The organism is Luedemannella helvata, from assembly GCF_039528415.1.
Classification (GTDB): domain Bacteria; phylum Actinomycetota; class Actinomycetes; order Mycobacteriales; family Micromonosporaceae; genus Luedemannella; species Luedemannella helvata.
Genome location: NZ_BAAALS010000023.1, coordinates 23,779 through 39,593 on the forward strand (window position 1 = coordinate 23,779; position 15,815 = coordinate 39,593).

General features: G+C 72.2%; 11 protein-coding genes and 1 pseudogene. 5 read left to right on the forward strand and 7 right to left on the reverse strand.

Features of this window, described 5'->3' with window-relative positions:
* Window positions 1-50 precede the first annotated feature (50 nt).
* Window positions 51-1,016 carry a ferritin-like domain-containing protein gene (locus tag ABD191_RS21110; RefSeq protein WP_344084757.1) on the forward strand — a complete coding sequence of 322 codons (966 nt, stop codon included), beginning with the start codon at window positions 51-53 and terminating at the stop codon, window positions 1,014-1,016.
* 8 nt (window positions 1,017-1,024) lie between these two features.
* Here ABD191_RS21110 and ABD191_RS21115 read toward each other — a convergent pair whose 3' ends face one another.
* The 4 genes and pseudogenes from ABD191_RS21115 to ABD191_RS21125 all read right to left on the reverse strand — a co-directional run bounded on the left by ABD191_RS21115 (window position 1,025) and on the right by ABD191_RS21125 (window position 8,318).
* Window positions 1,025-2,062 carry a methyltransferase gene (locus tag ABD191_RS21115; protein WP_344084760.1) on the reverse strand — a complete coding sequence of 346 codons (1,038 nt, stop codon included), beginning with the start codon at window positions 2,060-2,062 and terminating at the stop codon, window positions 1,025-1,027.
* A 22-nt stretch (window positions 2,063-2,084) separates the two neighbouring features.
* Window positions 2,085-2,777 carry a methyltransferase gene (locus tag ABD191_RS21120; protein WP_344084762.1) on the reverse strand — a complete coding sequence of 231 codons (693 nt, stop codon included), beginning with the start codon at window positions 2,775-2,777 and terminating at the stop codon, window positions 2,085-2,087.
* A gap of 112 nt (window positions 2,778-2,889) precedes the next feature.
* Window positions 2,890-3,102, reverse strand: a pseudogene (locus ABD191_RS29300) (methyltransferase family protein); the annotation flags it as partial.
* Complete coding sequence (locus ABD191_RS21125) at window positions 3,099-8,318, reverse strand: amino acid adenylation domain-containing protein (protein WP_344084765.1); 5,220 nt, start codon at window positions 8,316-8,318, stop codon at window positions 3,099-3,101. The gene ABD191_RS21125 and the pseudogene ABD191_RS29300, both read right to left, overlap by 4 nt.
* A 65-nt stretch (window positions 8,319-8,383) precedes the next feature.
* Here ABD191_RS21125 and ABD191_RS21130 point away from each other — a divergent pair, with 65 nt between their 5' ends.
* Together ABD191_RS21130 and ABD191_RS21135 are read left to right on the forward strand one after the other, a co-directional pair.
* Entirely contained in the window at window positions 8,384-9,340 is a 957-nt protein-coding gene (locus ABD191_RS21130; RefSeq protein ID WP_344084768.1) for an aldo/keto reductase family protein, read from the forward strand.
* Window positions 9,337-10,647, forward strand: a complete 1,311-nt coding sequence (locus ABD191_RS21135; RefSeq protein WP_344084771.1) for a condensation domain-containing protein — start codon at window positions 9,337-9,339, stop codon at window positions 10,645-10,647. Before ABD191_RS21130 ends, ABD191_RS21135 begins: the two co-directional genes overlap by 4 nt.
* Here the strand turns inward: ABD191_RS21135 and ABD191_RS21140 are convergent.
* The 3 genes from ABD191_RS21140 to ABD191_RS21150 are packed head-to-tail and all read right to left on the reverse strand — an operon-like array spanning window position 10,614 to window position 14,660.
* Window positions 10,614-12,332, reverse strand: coding sequence for a carbamoyltransferase family protein (locus ABD191_RS21140; RefSeq protein ID WP_344084774.1), 1,719 nt, complete (start codon window positions 12,330-12,332; stop codon window positions 10,614-10,616). The two genes, ABD191_RS21135 and ABD191_RS21140, sit on opposite strands and share 34 nt — an antisense overlap.
* A 29-nt stretch (window positions 12,333-12,361) precedes the next feature.
* Window positions 12,362-13,573 (reverse strand): cytochrome P450, encoded by a 1,212-nt coding sequence (locus ABD191_RS21145; RefSeq protein WP_344084777.1) that lies wholly within the window; start codon window positions 13,571-13,573, stop codon window positions 12,362-12,364.
* A gap of 7 nt (window positions 13,574-13,580) precedes the next feature.
* Window positions 13,581-14,660 (reverse strand): class I SAM-dependent methyltransferase, encoded by a 1,080-nt coding sequence (locus ABD191_RS21150; protein ID WP_344084780.1) that lies wholly within the window; start codon window positions 14,658-14,660, stop codon window positions 13,581-13,583.
* Between the two features lie 487 nt (window positions 14,661-15,147).
* Here ABD191_RS21150 and ABD191_RS21155 point away from each other — a divergent pair, with 487 nt between their 5' ends.
* Window positions 15,148-15,384 (forward strand): hypothetical protein, encoded by a 237-nt coding sequence (locus ABD191_RS21155; protein WP_344084783.1) that lies wholly within the window; start codon window positions 15,148-15,150, stop codon window positions 15,382-15,384.
* 2 nt (window positions 15,385-15,386) lie between these two features.
* On the forward strand, window positions 15,387-15,812 hold the full coding sequence (locus ABD191_RS21160) for a VOC family protein (protein WP_344084786.1): 426 nt from the start codon (window positions 15,387-15,389) through the stop codon (window positions 15,810-15,812).
* Window positions 15,813-15,815 lie beyond the last annotated feature (3 nt).

Consider the following 15,815-nt stretch of genomic DNA (forward strand, 5'->3'; position numbering starts at 1 on the left):
CAAACATCGAAAGATTTCCAAACCCCGAGGTGGACGGTAGCCTGGACTGAATGTCCAACTGGATTGTCACGACGTCGCTGCCAGCCAACCTGACGTGGGACTACACACCCGGCGACAGCCAACTCGCCGCCCTGTACGAACGCGCCAAGACCGCCCAGTGGAACGCCACGGTGGACATCGACTGGTCGGTCGACGTGCCGTTCGGCGCCCCCCTGCCCGACGACAGCAGGTTCGGGATGGCGTCCTTCGAGGCGTCCCCCCTGGCCCGGCGCGGCCGCGACAGCTGGGACGCGTTCCGCTGGCAGGTCCAGTCGTGGATGGTGAGCCAGTTCCTGCACGGCGAGCAGGGGGCTCTCATCGTCGCCGCCCGGCTGGTCGAGGTGATGCCCGACCTCGACAGCAAGTTCTACGCGGCGAGCCAGACCGTCGACGAGGCCCGCCACGTCGAGGCCTTCTCCCGGTACCTGCGGGAGAAGGTCGCGGAGCCGTACCCGATCACGTCGCCGCTGGCGGCGCTGCTCGGCGACATCCTGTCCGACAGCCGGTGGGACGTGACGGCGCTGGGCATGCAGATCATGATCGAAGCCCTGGCCATGGCGGCGTTCCGAATGGCCAACTCGACCTTCCACGACGACCTGATCAAGGAGATCACCCGCCTGGTCGCCCGGGACGAGGCGCGCCACGTCTCGTTCGGTGTGCTGTCGCTGGAGAACCTCTACACCGAGATGACCTCGGCCGAGCGCGCCGATCGCGAACTGCTCGTGCTGGAGGCGGCCGAGTTGATGCATCGACGGTTCCTGCTCGGCGACGTCTGGGAACGGCTGGACGTCGACCACGCCGAAGGCGTCGCGTACGCCGCCCGCGACCCGCTCATGGTGCAGTACCGGCAGGCGATCTTCTCCCGGATCGTGGCCGCGCTGGTGCGCATCGGGCTGATGACCGACCGGGTCCGCGACGGCCTGGTGAAACTGGAACTGCTGGGCCCCTCGGCCGGCCGGGTGGTCGCCCGCGGCTGACCGGCACGTCACGGGGACCGCGCCCCGTCCGGCGCCCGCAGCGCGGCCTCGACGATGGGGAACATCGGGGTCTCCACCACCCGGGTCACCGTGAGTCCGTGCCGGTCCAGCAGGTCGATGACCTCCTCGCGGGTACGCGCCTTGCCAGCGAGCATGGCCAGGCTCAGCAGGTCGTAGATCTTGCCGACATCGAACGCGTCGGCCGGTTGGATCACCGGATCGAGCAGCAGCAGCCGGCTGTCCGGTCGCATCGCCGCCCGGACGACGTCGAGCAGGTCGCCCGCGCGGTCGTCGGGCCAGTCATAGAGCACCCGCTTGAGCACGTAGGCGTCCGCACCGGCGGGTACGCCGTCGAAGAAGCTGCCCGCGACCACCTCGCACCGCTCGCCGACGCCGGCCTCCGCCAGCAGCGCCGGCGCCGCCCCGACCGCGTGCGGCAGGTCCAGCAGCGTACCCCGCATGTGCTTGTGGCGGGCGAGCAGCCCGGCCAGGAACGCGCCGTTGTTGCCACCCACGTCCACCACATGATCGAACCGTCCCCAGTCGATGGCCCGCAGCATGGCGCGCAGCTCGAGGCGGGTGCCCGCGCGCTGGATGCCGTCGTAGCGGGCGCTGTCGCGCGGGCTGGTCGCCAGGTAGGCGTAGTAGTCCGTGCCGAAGACGTGCTCGAACGCCGATTCTCCCGTCCGCAGGGTGTGGTCGAACTCGGACCAGGCGCGGAAGTTGGCCGACATGAGGGGATAGGCCTCAGCGAGCGACAACGGGTGGTCGGAGCGCAACAGATCCGCCAACGGCGTCAGCCCGAAGACTCCCGGCTCCACCTCAGTGAAGATCCCCTTACACGCCAACGCCCGCAACACCCGGAACAACGAACCCTCATGAGCCCCCACCACCGCCGCCAGCTCCCCCACCGACCGCGGCCCACCCACCAGACAATCCGCCACCCGCAGATCACACACCGCCCGGATACCGAACGGCACGATGTAATCCGCCAACTCCTGCAACCGGAAAATCGACTCCACCAACGTCGACGGCCGCTCGTTCATGGGCATCCCCCTCTGTCCTGCCTCAGGCGGGAACCGCCTCGAGGATCGCCAGCGTGTCGGTGGGGCGCACGTCCGACACGCGCAGCCCCGCCCTGTCCAGCAGTGCGCGAAGGTCGGTCTCGTCCCGGTCCGGGCCGGCGACCAGGACCAGCGAGTGAAGGTCGAGCAGCTTGCCGACGTGGTAGGTGTCGCCCGGCGGCAGCAGCGCCTCCAACACGATCAACCGACTGTCGGGACGCATGGCGGCCCGCACGGCCGTGAGCACGGCTAGCGCGCGCCCGTCGTCCCAGTCATGCAGGATCGTCTTGAGCACGTACCCGCCGGCACCCGCCGGCACCTCGTCGAAGAAGCTCCCGGCGACGAGCTCGCACCGGTCCTCGACGCCGGCCGCGGCCAGGACCGGGGGCGCCCCGGCGAGCACGTGCGGCTGGTCGAGCAGGGTGCCGCGCAACTGCCGGAAGCGGGTCAGCAGGCCAGCCAGGAACGCACCGTTGCCGCCGCCGACGTCGACGACCGTGCCCAGCGCACCCCACGGGTAGGCATGCAGCACGGTGCGCAGGACGTGGCGGTTCTGGGCGCGCACCGAGGCGTCCACCCGGCCGCTGTCGTCCGGCCTGGCCGCCAGGTAGGCGTAGTAGTCCGTGCCGAAGACGTGCTCGAACGCCGATTCTCCCGTCCGCAGGGTGTGCTCGAACTCGGACCAGGCGGACGACATCGGCGCTGACCAGTGGATAAGCGTCGCCGAGCGACAACGGGTGGTCGGAGCGCAACAGATCCGCCAACGGCGTCAGCCCGAAGACTCCCGGCTCCACCTCAGTGAAGATCCCCTTACACGCCAACGCCCGCAACACCCGGAACAACGAACCCTCATGAGCCCCCACCACCGCCGCCAGCTCCCCCACCGACCGCGGCCCACCCACCAGACAATCCGCCACCCGCAGATCACACACCGCCCGGATACCGAACGGCACGATGTAATCCGCCAACTCCTGCAACCGGAAAATCGACTCCACCAACGTCGACGGCCGCTGCGGTGTCATCGGACGGCGGCCGCGATCTCGTCGGCGCCGGCGCCGCGCAGGGCGTCCGCCAGGTCGACGGCCGAACGCACCACCGTCAGCTCACCGAGGCAGATCCGCTCCCAGGCCGCCACGGGGTCGGCGGAGAAACCTGGCCATACCGGGTCGCGTGGCAGCACCAGCGTCACATCGCCGACGTAGGCGGTCGGCGGGTGGCCGGCCAACTCAGTGAGCAGGCGGCCGTAGGTCGCGACAGCCGGGTCCAGCTCGTCGTCCGCGTCCGCCCCCAGCTCCCGCCGGCACAGGTCTTCCAACTGGGCCGGGTCGGTCACCGGGTACGGCACCGGTGCGGTGCCGGACACGACGAGGCGCTCGACGTCGCGGCCCGATTCCAGCAGTCGGCGCGCCACCTCCAACGCGAGCAGACCATCCAGCCCGTGGCCGACCAGGGTCACCGGACCGGACACGCCGCCGAGCGCGTCCACGCACCCGTCGACCAGCTCCGCCACCGTCGGCGGCCCGTCGGGCGCGGGGACCGACACGGCCAGGGCCCGCACGCCGGCCCCGCAGGCCGCTGCCACCTCGGCGTACGTCGCCGGTTGCGACCACGGCACGAAGACCACCGCGGGGCCATCATTCCCGGACAGCGGCACGAGCGCGGGTTGAGCCGGCGCGTCGAACAGCCAGTCGTGCCCGCCGGCCGCGCTCTCCTGGGCCGCCAGGTGGGCCGCCAGGTCGGCCACGGTCGGCCGGTCCAGGATCTCGCGCAGCATCTGGTCGAAGAACACCCCGGCCGCCTGCGGCACCGACTCGATGAGCCGCCCGGCCAGCTTCGCCGCGAGCAACGAGTCGCCGCCCAGGTCGAAGAAGCTCTGCTCGCGGCCCACGGACGCGACGCCGAGCACCGCGGCCCAGACCGCGGCGATCGCCTGCTCCAGGCCCTCCGCCGGCGCTTCGCCCGCCGGGGTCGGGCCGGTCGGCGCGTCAGCGCAACGCGCCCATGACCGCAACGCCGCTCGGTCCACCTTGCCGTTCGGGGTGAGCGGCAGCTGATCCACGATCTCCAGGCGCGCGGGGACCATGAACGACGGCAGCCGCTCGGACACGTGCCGCAGCACCGTGGTGGAGTCGAGCCGGACGCGATCGGACTTGAACCGGGCGAGTAAGACGGTCATGCCGAGCTCGCCGAGAAACTCGTCGTCAATGCCGGGCAGGCACCGCACGGTGTCCGCCGCGACCCGGTCGAGCTGGTCGAACCAGTCCTGGCGGGTGAGGAACGTCTGGTCGGTTCCCCGCCGGTCGTCGGTGAAGTCGCCGGCAACCTCGTCGAGGCGCACCAGCAGCTCCAGCGACGTCATGATCTGGTAGTGGTCGCGGGTCATCTCGATGGCCACCAGCCAACCGCCCGGAGCCAGCAGCTCTCGCAACCGGGCCAGGGTCCGGCCCACGTCCCGGGTGGTGTGCAGCACGTCGCCCGCGACGATGACGTCGAAGGAGTTGGGTGCCAGGCCCTGCGCCCGGTAGTCCTCATCGAGGTCATAGCGGGCGAAGCGGACTCCCGGCTCGTGCCCGAAACGCTCCTGCGCGCCGCCCACGAAGTAGGCGGACAGGTCGGTAAAGAGGTAGTCGACGCCGTCGGGGCCGAGCTCGGCCAGCATGGCACCGGTCGTGCCGCCGGTGCCGGCGCCCACCTCCAGCACCCGCAGCGGGGCATCGGCCGCCGCGGCCAGTTCGCCCACCGCGGCCGCGGCCACCCGGTTGGCCCAGCGGTTGAACAACGCGTCGGCGTACAGGTCCTCAGACACGTCGAGCCGGCCGTCCGGGAAGAGCAGACGCAGCGGGTCGGTGTCGGCACGCAGCAGGGCCGGCAGGTGCTCGGTGCTGAGCCGGAAGTATTCGACGAGTTCGGTATCGTCGCCCGCCGCCTCCCGCAGCCGGGAGATCGCGTCCCAGGCTCGGTCGAGATCCTCGTCGTCGACCGGCCGCACCAGCCGGTACGTGTCGGCGTCGCGGACCAGTAACCCGTTGTCGGTCAGCGCCCGCAGCCACCGCCGCACGAGCCGGTGATGGGCCGGCGCCACCCGCGCCCCGCGCAGGATCTCGGACAGGTCGTGGGTGGCGCCGTCGGCGAACAGCCCGCCCGCGCACAGCGTCCGGACCATGGCCAGCAGTGCCACCTCGTCGAGGCCGCGCAGGTACGCCAGGTACGACCCGAGGTCAAGCCCGTCGAGCAGTTCGGCGCCGGCGGCCGCGGCGGCCGTCAGGTCGGCGGCCGGTGCCGGCGTGGTCGGTGCCGGCTGGGCGAACGCCACCAGCCGCCGCTGCAACGGATCGTCGCCGTCGACCACGACGGCCGAAGCCGCCACCCCCGGGTACGCCGCCAGCGCGCTGTCGACCTCGCCGAGCTCGATCCGGTGCCCCCGGATCTTCACCTGCAGGTCATCGCGGCCGAGGAACTCGATCGTGCCGTCCGGCAGGTACCGGCCCAGGTCGCCGGTGCGGTAGAGGCGCTCGCCGGTGACCGGGTGGGTGATGAACCGCTCGGCCGTGCGGGCCTCGTCGCCCAGGTAGCCCAGGGCCAGCCCGGTCCCGGCGATGTACAGCTCGCCGGGCACCCAGTCGGGACGCGCGCGGAGCTGGTCGTCGAGGACGTGGAACCGCTGGTTGGCCAGGGGCACGCCGTACGGGATACTGACCGCGTCGGCGGGCACATCGGCGATCGGGTGCCAGATCGACCAGATGGACGCCTCGGTGGCGCCGCCGAGGCTGACCACCTCGATGCCCGGAATCAGCGCGCGCACGGCGGCCGGCAGGGTCACCGGGATCCAGTCGCCGGACAGCAGTGCCAGCCGCACGCCGGGCAGGGCCACCCTCCCTCCGGTCGCCAGGTAGTCGGTGAGCATCTGCAACTGGGCCGGCACGGAGTTCCACACCGTGACGCCGTACTCGGCGATGACCCGGGCCCAGTGCGACGGATCGCCACGGCCGTGCGCAGCCGGCAACACCAGGCAGCCGCCCACCGACAAGGGGCCGACGATGTCGTAGACGGACAGGTCGAAGCCGAGACTGGCCAGACCCAGCACGCGGTCGTCGGGACCGACGTGGAAGCGCTCGTTGATGTCGAGCACCGTGTTGAGCGCGCCCCGGTGGCTGATCATCACGCCCTTGGGGGCGCCGGTGGATCCGGACGTGTAGATGACGTACGCCAGGTCGTCCGGGCCGACGTCAGCCGCGACCGGCCCGGCCTCGGTGGCCGGGGACACCTGGTCGACCGACAGGCTGGGCAGCGGGCCCCGGCCCGCGCCGGTGTCGAGCCAGGACTGCGTGAGCACGGCGCGCGCCGCCGCGTCGGTGAGGATCCGCTCCCGGCGCACGGTCGGCTGGTTCGTGTCGACCGGCACGTACGCCGCGCCGGCCAGCAGCACGCCGAGCACGCTGATGACCTGTTCCGGACCTTTGTCCATGACGACCGCGACCCGGTCCCCCGGCTGGCAACCCGCCCCGACGAGCCAACCGGCCACCGCGCGCGAGCGACCCAGCAGTTCGCCGTACGTGAGCGAGCCGGTCGGCCCGGACACCGCGACGCGGTCCGGGTCGCGCAACGCCGCCCGTACGATCCGGTCGTGCAGCAGGCCGTCCGGCAACGGCGCGGCCGTGTCGTTGACGGTCGCGCGCCGCTGCCGCTGATCGTCGGGCAGCCGCACCGCTTCGGTGCCCGCCCACCCGGCCTCGCTGTCGGCGAGGTCGCCGAGCAGGCGCACGAACGCCGCGAACATCGCGTCCACCATGCCGTCGGGGAACACCCCCTCGCGGACGTCCCAATTGGTCGCCAGCGCGCCGTCGCGCTCGATGTTCTGGCAGTCGATGAGCACCTGCGGCGTCTGGCTGATGCCGTACCCCAGGGTCGCCGTCGACGGGCCCGCGACCGGCGCGGCGCCGGCGCCCGGGGTCAAGCCGATCGCGCTGGTGAACACGATCGGGAACAGCGCCGCGTCGGCGCCGGCGCGCCGGCTGATCTCGCGCACCACCTCGACCCCGGAGAAGAGCCGGTGATCGAGGTCTTGCCACAGCTGTTCCTGCAGGGTGGCGGCTCGCTCGCGCAGCGGTGCGGCGGGGTCCGTCTCGACGCTAAGCAGACTGACCGAGGTGAAGTCGCCGACCAGCCGGTCGACCTGCGGGTGCAGCGGCATCCGGTTGAGCGTGGTGACGTTGAGGGTGAACCGCGGCTGACCGCTCCACGCGGCGACGACCTCGGCGTACGCGGCCAGGACGGCAGCCGACGCGGTCAGGCCGCAGCGACGGGCGGAATCCTGGAACGCGGCCCACCGCGTCGGCTCGATGGTCGCGGCCCAGCGGCGGAACCGCGCCGGCGCGGAGTGGTCGTGGGTTGTGGTGGGCAGCACCGGCGCGGCGGGCAGGTCCGGCAGGCGGTCCAGCCAGTACGTCCGGTCGCGCTCGAACCGTCCGCCCTGGCGCAGTTCCCGCTCGGCGAGCAGGTAGTCCCGGAAGGTGATCTCCAGCGGCTCCCGCGTGACGTCGGGGCGGTCGTACCGGTCCAGCAGCTCGTCGATCAGGAGCCGAATGGACACGAAGTCGCAGATCAGGAAGTCGATGGAAAAGTGCACGAGGTCGCGGTCCGCCAGCCGGGTGACGCGCAGGTCGAACAGCGGCCACTGGTCGGTCGCGTACACCCGGTGGTCCAGGTCCGCGCGGACCGCCGCGAGCCCGGCCGCCGCCTCGGCGTCGCCGACCGACCTCAGGTCGGACACGACCACCTCGTACTCCGGCACGTCCGGCAGGACGCGCTGGGCACCGTCGGCGTCGACCACCGCGCGCAACATGTCGTGTCGGGCCACGACGCCCCGCCACGCCGCGGCGAGCCGCTGCGGGTCGACGCGGGCGAACTCCAGTTCGCCGTAGCCGTGGCAGCCCACGTTGCCGTAGCGGAAGATGTCGCGCCTGCCCAGCGTGTACGCCGCCTGCACGTCTGTCAGCGGGAACGGTTCGTGCCGCTGCTGCGGGTGCGCGCGTGCCTGGACGGCTCCGTTGCGTAGATAGTCGAGCACCTCGTCGCGCCGGGCCCGCAGGGCGGTCACCCGACCCTCCGTCATGATCCCCCGGGGAGCGCGGTACCGGACTGAACCGGACTCCTCCCACAGGCGGACCCCTGCACGCATAAGCTCGTCGACGAACGCATCGACACGCATACGTCGTCCTCCCGTCAGGACCAGGCGCATGACCTGGTACACACTATCTATCTCGATTAATAGATGCCAGGCTTCATCGACGTCGGGGGTACACAGTGGAGTTCCGACAGCTGGGTGGTAGCGACCTGACCGTCTCGGAGATCGCCCTGGGCTCCTGGTTGACCTACGGCGACCGGGTCGACCGGGAGACCGCGGTGGCCTGCGTGCGGCGCGCGTACGACCTCGGCATCACGCTGTTCGACACCGCCAACGTGTACGGCCGTGGCGCCGCGGAGACGCTGCTCGGCGAGGCGCTGGCCGGCGTCGACCGCGCCTCGTACCGCCTGGCCACCAAGCTCTACTTCCCCATGGGGCGCGGCGAACTGGGCCTGTCGGCGACCCAGGTACGCCGCCAGTGCGACGCCTCGCTGAGTCGGCTCGGCACTGACTACCTCGACCTCTACCAGTGCCACCGGTTCGACACGGTGACCCCACTCGCCGAGACGATGGGCGCCCTCACCGAACTCGTCCAGGCCGGCAAGGTGCGCCACATCGGTTTCAGCGAGTGGACCGCCGCACAGATCGAGGCCGCGTACGCGCTCGAGGGCGTGGAACGCTTCGTCTCGAGCCAGCCGCAGTACTCGATCCTCTGGCGCGACCCCGAGGCCGAAATCTTTCCCACCTGCGCCCGCCTCGGGGTGGGTCACATCGTCTACTCCCCGCTGGCGCAGGGCCTGCTCACGGGCAAGTACCGGCCAGGCGTCGCGCCGCCGGCACACTCCCGCGCGGCCGGGCGGGTCACCGCGGGCGCGATGGGCCGCTTTGCGAAGGCGGAGGCGATCGAGACGGCCGAGCGGCTGCGCGCCGTCGCCGACGCGGCCGGACTGCCCATGGCCAGGCTCGCCTTGGCGTGGGTGCTGCGCCAGCCCGGCGTGGCCGCCGCCATCGTCGGCGCCAGCCGTCCCGAGCAACTGGACGAGACCGCCGGCGCGGCCGGGATCCGGCTCGACGCGGCGACGCTGGCCGCGATCGACGCGGCCGTCGCCGGTCCCGCCGTGGCGGACGCGCGGTGAGCACCCCGGTGCACGTCGAGCGGGCGACCATCGGTCAGCGGCTGTTGTGGTTCCTCGACCACTACCGGGGCGGTGGTCGGATCACCTGTCCCTTGATCTGCCGGATCCACGGCCCACTGGATCCCGCGCGGCTCGGTGCCGCGATCGACCACCTGGTGGCCCGGCACGAGGCGCTCCGTACCACGTTCCGAGGTCGCGGCCCCGACCTCGAACAGGTCATCCACCCGCCGGCGCCGGTGCCGCTCGCCCGGCTCGACATCGACGCCGCCGCGGCGGCCGGCGCGCTCGCCGCCTACCTGCGCGAACCCCTGGACACGTCGCGCAGTCCGCTCGGCGCGATGCTGTGGCGCACCGGCGCCGACGAGCACCTGCTCTGCCTCAACATCCATCACCTGGTCGCCGACTCATGGTCGTGCGGCGTGCTGTTCCGCGAGCTCACCACCCTGCTACACGACGGCGCTGGCGGAGGCGACCCGCTCGAGCCGGCCGGGTGGCAGTTCCGACAGTTCGCCACGGCGCAACGGGAACTCCTGGCGGACGGCGGGCCGTCCCGACATCTGGCGTACTGGCGCCGTCAGCTCGACGGCATGCGGCTGCTCGACATACCGCCACCGCCCGCGGCCGGCCCAGCCCGGGGCGCCACCGCGATGGTCGAGGCACCGCTGCCCGGCGACGTGGTCCGGATGTTGTCGGCGCTGGCCCGGGCGCACCAGACGACGCTGTTCGCGGTCCTGCTCGCGCTGTACGTGGCCCGCCTACACCAGCTCACCGGCCAACGCGACCTGGCGGTCGCGTCGATGCTGGCCAACCGGTCGCGCCCGGAGACCCGCAACACCGTGGGGTTCCTGGCGAACATGGTGGTGCTGCGGGTGCGCCTGCCCGTCCAACCGTCCCTGGTCGACGCGGTGCGCAAGACCCGAGCCGTCGTGCTCGACGCGATCCGCTTCCAGGAGCTGCCGTACCAGGTGGTGCCGCAGGCGGCCACCCGCACCGGTGCGGGGCGCGTGGAGGACGCGGTGTTCCAGCTGATGCCCGAACCCATCCAGCAGCGCGCCGAACACCGGGGGCTGACCCTTGAGGGCGTGGTGCCCGAGGTGGCCAGCCGCTTCGACCTGGAGCTCGCCATCGTGCCACGCGACGACGGGCTGCGGGCGATACTGTTCCACCGCCCGGACCGGTTCCCGGCGGACTGGGCGGCGGACCTGGTGGGCGGGTACGCGCGCCTGGCGGCCGCCGCCGCGGCCGCCCCGCACGCACCCCTGGGCCGGCTAGGTCAGCCGACCGGATCCTCCGGCAGATCCGCGTAGCCGCGCGCCACCACGTACCTGTCGAGAACCAGCAGGTCGATGTCCTTGGCCCGGACGAAGGTGGAGACCGCGTCGGCCGCGGTGTACACGATCGGCTCACCGGCCAGGTTGAACGAGGTGTTGGCCACCGCGGGTACCCCGGTCAACTGGCGGAACTCCTCGATCACCTGCCAATACGCCGGGTTGGTCGCGCGCTGCACCCGCTGTGGTCGGGCGGACCCGTCCACGTGGGTGGTGGCCGGCATGACCCGGCGCATGGACGGCGCGACCGAGCTGGCCGCCAGCATGAACGCGGCCGGATCGCCCACGCCCGCCGGGAATATCTCGGCGAGGTGCTCCTCCAGCACGCTCGGGGCGATCGGCCGCCACATCTCCCGACCCTTGATGATGTTGAGGCGCTCCCAGGTGCCCCGGTCGCGTGGGTCGGCCAGCAGGCTGCGGGTGCCCAGCGCACGCTGGCCCACCTCGCCCCGGCCACGCGCCCAGGCCACCACGCCGCCGTCGGCGAGGGTCCGGGCAGCCACCCGGGCCAGGCCCGCCTCGGCCAGCGGCCGGCAGACCAGGCCGGCGTCGGAGATCGCGCGCTCGACGTCGGTAAACGGCGTCGACCAGTACGCGTGGTCCATCGGCACCGGCGTGAACACGCCGCTGTCGCGCGCCTCGACCAGGGCTGCTCCGAACGAGACGCCCACGTCGGTGGGCACCGGCGGCACGTAGACACGGTCGTAGAGCCCGCTGTCCACCAACCTGCCGATCATCGTGCAGTTCATGCCGACGCCACCAGCCAGCACCAGGGTGGGCGCGTCGACGCGGCGGCGCGCCTCGGCGGCCAGGGACAGCACCGCGTCCTCCAGCGCCTGCTGCACACTCGCCGCGAAGTCGGTGTACGACATCGCGTCCTCGCCCTGACGCTCCGTGTACGGGTAATGGCAGGCGAAAGCCGACCGCACCGCGGCCTCGTAGGCCGGCGGGAAGCTCAACGTCATCAGGTCCCCGCCGTTCTCACCGCCGACCTGATCGACGCCGTCGAGGCTCAGCGCGTACCCGTCCGGCAACGCCCGCAGTGGCAGGCTCCCCGACGGGCGCCCGTACGCCGCCAGGCCCATGAGCTTGCCGGCGCCCCACTCGCCGAGCCCGGCCCACTTCGACGCGGAGGCGTAGAAGAAGCCGAGCGACTGGTCGATGGGCCACTCGCGGAGCAGCTCGATACGCCCGTCGCGGCCGTGCAGCAGGCTGGTGCACTGGTTCTCGCCCGCGCCGTCGATAACGATGATCGCGACGTTGTCCTCGCCGCACGCGTAGTACGCGCTGGCGGCGTGCGCCAGATGGTGGCGTACCCAGGTCACCGGCGGCAGTTGTCCTGCCGGGGCGTCGGGGAAGAGCAGGGCACGCAGCCCGACCGGCGAGAAACGCCGCCTTCCCGCCATCCGGGTGAGGTTGATGTCCCAGCCGATCGCGACGCCGGCGAGCGAGTCGAGATCGACGCCGGCCAGCGCCAGGCACTCCTGGATGGCCGCGACCGGCGCCTGGCCGAGCGCGTGCTTGCGCCGGCTCACCTTCTCCTGTTCCACCATCGCCACGAGCGCGCCGTCGCGCAGCAGCGCGGCGGACGAGTCGTGGAATCCGATGTTGACGCCGAGGGTGTATCGGGCGTCCCTCGGCTGGGCTCCAGCGTCGACCGGCATGTGCCGCATCGCCTCCGTTCAGGATCGGATCATCCGATGTGGACCGGGAGCGCGGTCACGCCCCGCAGGGTCAGGGTGCCGCTGCGTCGCGCACGGGTGGCCAGGCTGAGTCCGGGCAACCGCGCGGCGAGTCGGCTCAGTGCGGTCTCCGCCTGCAGGCGGGCCAGACCGGCACCGACGCAGTAGTGTGGCCCGGCACCGAACGACAGTGCCCGCCGCGTCCGGCCGGTCAACCGGAACATGTCCGGCTCGTCGAATGCCGTCGCGTCCCGATGTGCCGCACCGACCAGGGCCATCACCTGGTGCCCGGCCGGGATCGTCACGCCCGCGACATCGACGGGTTCGCGGGTGGTTCGCGCGATGGACTGGATGGGGCTGTCGTAGCGCAGCGCCTCCTCCACGGCGGCGGGCGCCAGCGTGGGGTCGGACCGCAGGCGGTCCCACTGTTCGGGGTGACGCAGCAGCGCGAGGACGGCATTGCCGATGAGGCTGACCGTGTTGTGGTAGCTGTTGACGAACAGGAACACCGCGTTGACCACCAGCTCGGGGAAGCTGAGCGGGCCGCCCGCCGCGGCAAGCGCGCTGATCAGGTCGTCGCCCCCGGCCCGTCGGCGGCGCAGTACGAGTTGGGCGAAGTAGCGTGCGAGGTCGCGCTCGGCCGCCGCCGCGGCGGCGCGGTCGGGGGCGCGCACCACCGGGTCGGGGTCGCCGTTGACGGCCAGCCGGGTCCCCCAGGCCACCACCCGGTCGCGGTCGCCGGCCGGCAGCCCGAACAGATCACCCGCGATACGCACGGGCAGCGGAGCCGCGAACCGCTCGATCAGGTCGACGCCCCCGCCGCCCGGCGCGAGCTGGTCGAGCAGCTCGTCGGCGACCTGGCAGACCCGGGGCCCCAGGTGCGTCACCAAGCGCGCCGGCAGCACGGCACCCAGCACGTCGCGCACCCGGGCGTGGTCGGGTGGGTCGAGCGCCGTGACGGGCGGCGGCATGGCCTGATCGTCGGCGCCGCGGGTGCCGCGCACGGCCGCCGCCGCGGCCGGGTCGCCCCCTCGGGGGTCGTTGCCCAACCGGGGGTCACGCAACAGCCGCGACACGTCCTCGTACCCGCTGACCAGCCACGGGCCGTTCTTGACCCGGTCGACCGGTCGCAGCCGCGCCAGGAACGGGTACGGGTCGTCGTGGTAGGCGGGGGTGGCACACACCGTCAGCAGTGTGTCCCCGTCGATCAACGGCCGCGTCACCACCGGCTCACCCCGTCAGGTGATAGAGCCGGTGGAACCGTTCCTGCACCGGCAGTACCTGGGCGTCGGCGAAGCCGGCCGCGCGCGCGAACCCGCGTACCTGGTCGGGTCGCATGACGGTGCCGGTGCCGGCCGAATCCTCGGCGGCCAGGCAGGCCGGCAGGCAGTGCAGCAGGCTGGTGGCGTACTGGAACCGCTCCACCTCGTCGGCGGGCGCGACGAACGCCGGGGCCACCCGGGCGTCCATGACCAGCACCGAGCCGCCGTCGCGGCGCAGCTCACGGCACGTCCGCAACATCTCGACGGGTCGGGGCACCTCGTGCAGCACGTCGAGCACGCAGACCAGGTCGTACCGGCCGGCCGCGCCGGGATCGGCCGCGTCCCGGGCGTGGAAGCTCACCCGGTCACCGACGCCAGCCTCCTCGGCGTTGCGGGCCGCGTCGGCGGTGGCGGCGGCGTCCAGGTCGAAGCCGTCCACCTGGGCATGGGGGTACGCCTGAGCCAGCGCGATGCTGGCCCAGCCGGCACCGCAGCCGATGTCAGCGATCCGGGCCCCCGGCGTCCGCAGCCGCTGGTGAGCGCCCGGCAGGGCGCGACGCACCCAGCCGGCGAGCTGGTGGGTGAACAGCGCGCGGTTGGCGCCGGAGTGCCCTTCGCGCCAGTCGTCGCCGAAGACGGCGTCGGGCACACCGCCACCGCTGCGGTAGGCCGCCAACAGCTCCGGCAGTGCCCGCGCGACCCCGCCGAGCGGCAGGATCGCCAGTGACGCGAGCGACAACGGATCGTCCGAGGCGGTCAGCACGGTGGCGTGACCTTCGTCGATCGAGTACGTCCGTTCGGGGGCGGGCAGCGTCGCGTCGTCGACGTCGATGAAGCCCGCGACGGCCTGCTGCTCCAACCATTCGCGGGCGTACCGCGGCGCTATCCCGGCGGCGCGGGCCAGCTGCTCGTACGTCGCCGGGTTGCCGCGCAGCGCGGCGTAGAGGCCCAGCCGTAGGCCGAGGTAGGCGGTCAGCAGCTCCTGGGTTGCCAGGCAGGCAAGCCAGAGACGGACCACCAAGGCCCGCGCCCGAACGTCATCGGTCACGTCGCCGGGCCGTCCTGCCGGTGTCCGGGCCACGTCGGAGCGCAGGCAATGGCTGGAACCTGGACCCGCGCGCGCATACGACCCCCGGTTTGTCGGCCGCCGGCGCTCATCCATGCTCAGGACGAGGCGGCCACATCGAGACCCTACGATCCGGGACCGCTCGCACGCAACCGTTCTCATCGATGTACGTGGCCGCTAGACTCCGGCCTCGTGAGTATCCACTCCGGGCGCCTGCTGTGGCTTATGGAGCACTACCGGGGCAGCGGTGACGGCCGCTTCAACGGGGCCCTCGTCTGGCGCCTGCGCGGCGACCTACGGACGGCTGCGCTCGAGCGGGCCCTGGGCACGATCTCCGGGCAGCAGGAGGCGCTGCGCACCACGAGGCCCGTCCGGTCGCGACGGTGGCGCACGGCCGACGACGAACACGTCTTCTGCCTCACCATGCACCACCGGCATCGATCTGGGCGCGGCCAGCGCCGAGAACGTGGTGCCGCAGCGCGACCACCGCACGGCACGTTTCGGATCGCGCGTGGTGGTGATGGATAACGACGACCGCGTCATCATCATGGCCGTCTATGACGACCAGGTCACCGGATGGGTACGCGACCTCGCCCGCGGCTTCGGTCAGTTGGTGGATCGGGTGCTCGGTGACGCCTGGCGTGCCGTCGCGGCCCCGCCGGATCCGATCAGTCATGTCGCGACATCCGCGAAACCTGGAGGATGAGAATGGCACAGCAGACACTGCCCACCGTCATACCGATGCTCGCCTATGAGGACGGACCCAAGGCCATGGACTGGCTGCACAAGGCTTTCGGGCTGGTCGAACAGGCCCGTTGGGTCGACGACAACGGCGTCCTCGGTCATGGGGAGATGTCGTTCGGCGACGGGGTCATCATGATGGCCACGCCCACTCCCGACTACGAGAGCCCGCGGCACCACCGGGAGACGTGCGCGGCGGCGGCGAAGTGGTCGCAGGTGCCCTACGTCATCGACGGCGTGATGCTGTACGTGCCCGACGTCGACGCGCACTGCGAGCAGGCCCGGGCCGCCGGCGCGACCATCCTGGCCGAGCCGGCCGACAGCCCGCACGGACGCACGTACAAGGCGGAGGACGTCGAGGGTCACCGCTGGATGTTCCTGCAGCGCGCCTGACGC

Bases quoted from the DNA above. Each gene is read 5' to 3' on its own strand.
- ABD191_RS21110 (WP_344084757.1), top strand. From the start codon at position 51: ATGTCCAACTGGATTGTCACGACGTCGCTGCCAGCCAACCTGACGTGG.
- ABD191_RS21115 (WP_344084760.1), bottom strand. From the start codon at position 2,062: ATGAACGAGCGGCCGTCGACGTTGGTGGAGTCGATTTTCCGGTTGCAG.
- ABD191_RS21120 (WP_344084762.1), bottom strand. From the start codon at position 2,777: ATGTCGTCCGCCTGGTCCGAGTTCGAGCACACCCTGCGGACGGGAGAA.
- ABD191_RS21125 (WP_344084765.1), bottom strand. From the start codon at position 8,318: ATGCGCCTGGTCCTGACGGGAGGACGACGTATGCGTGTCGATGCGTTC.
- ABD191_RS21140 (WP_344084774.1), bottom strand. From the start codon at position 12,332: ATGCCGGTCGACGCTGGAGCCCAGCCGAGGGACGCCCGATACACCCTC.
- ABD191_RS21160 (WP_344084786.1), top strand. From the start codon at position 15,387: ATGGCACAGCAGACACTGCCCACCGTCATACCGATGCTCGCCTATGAG.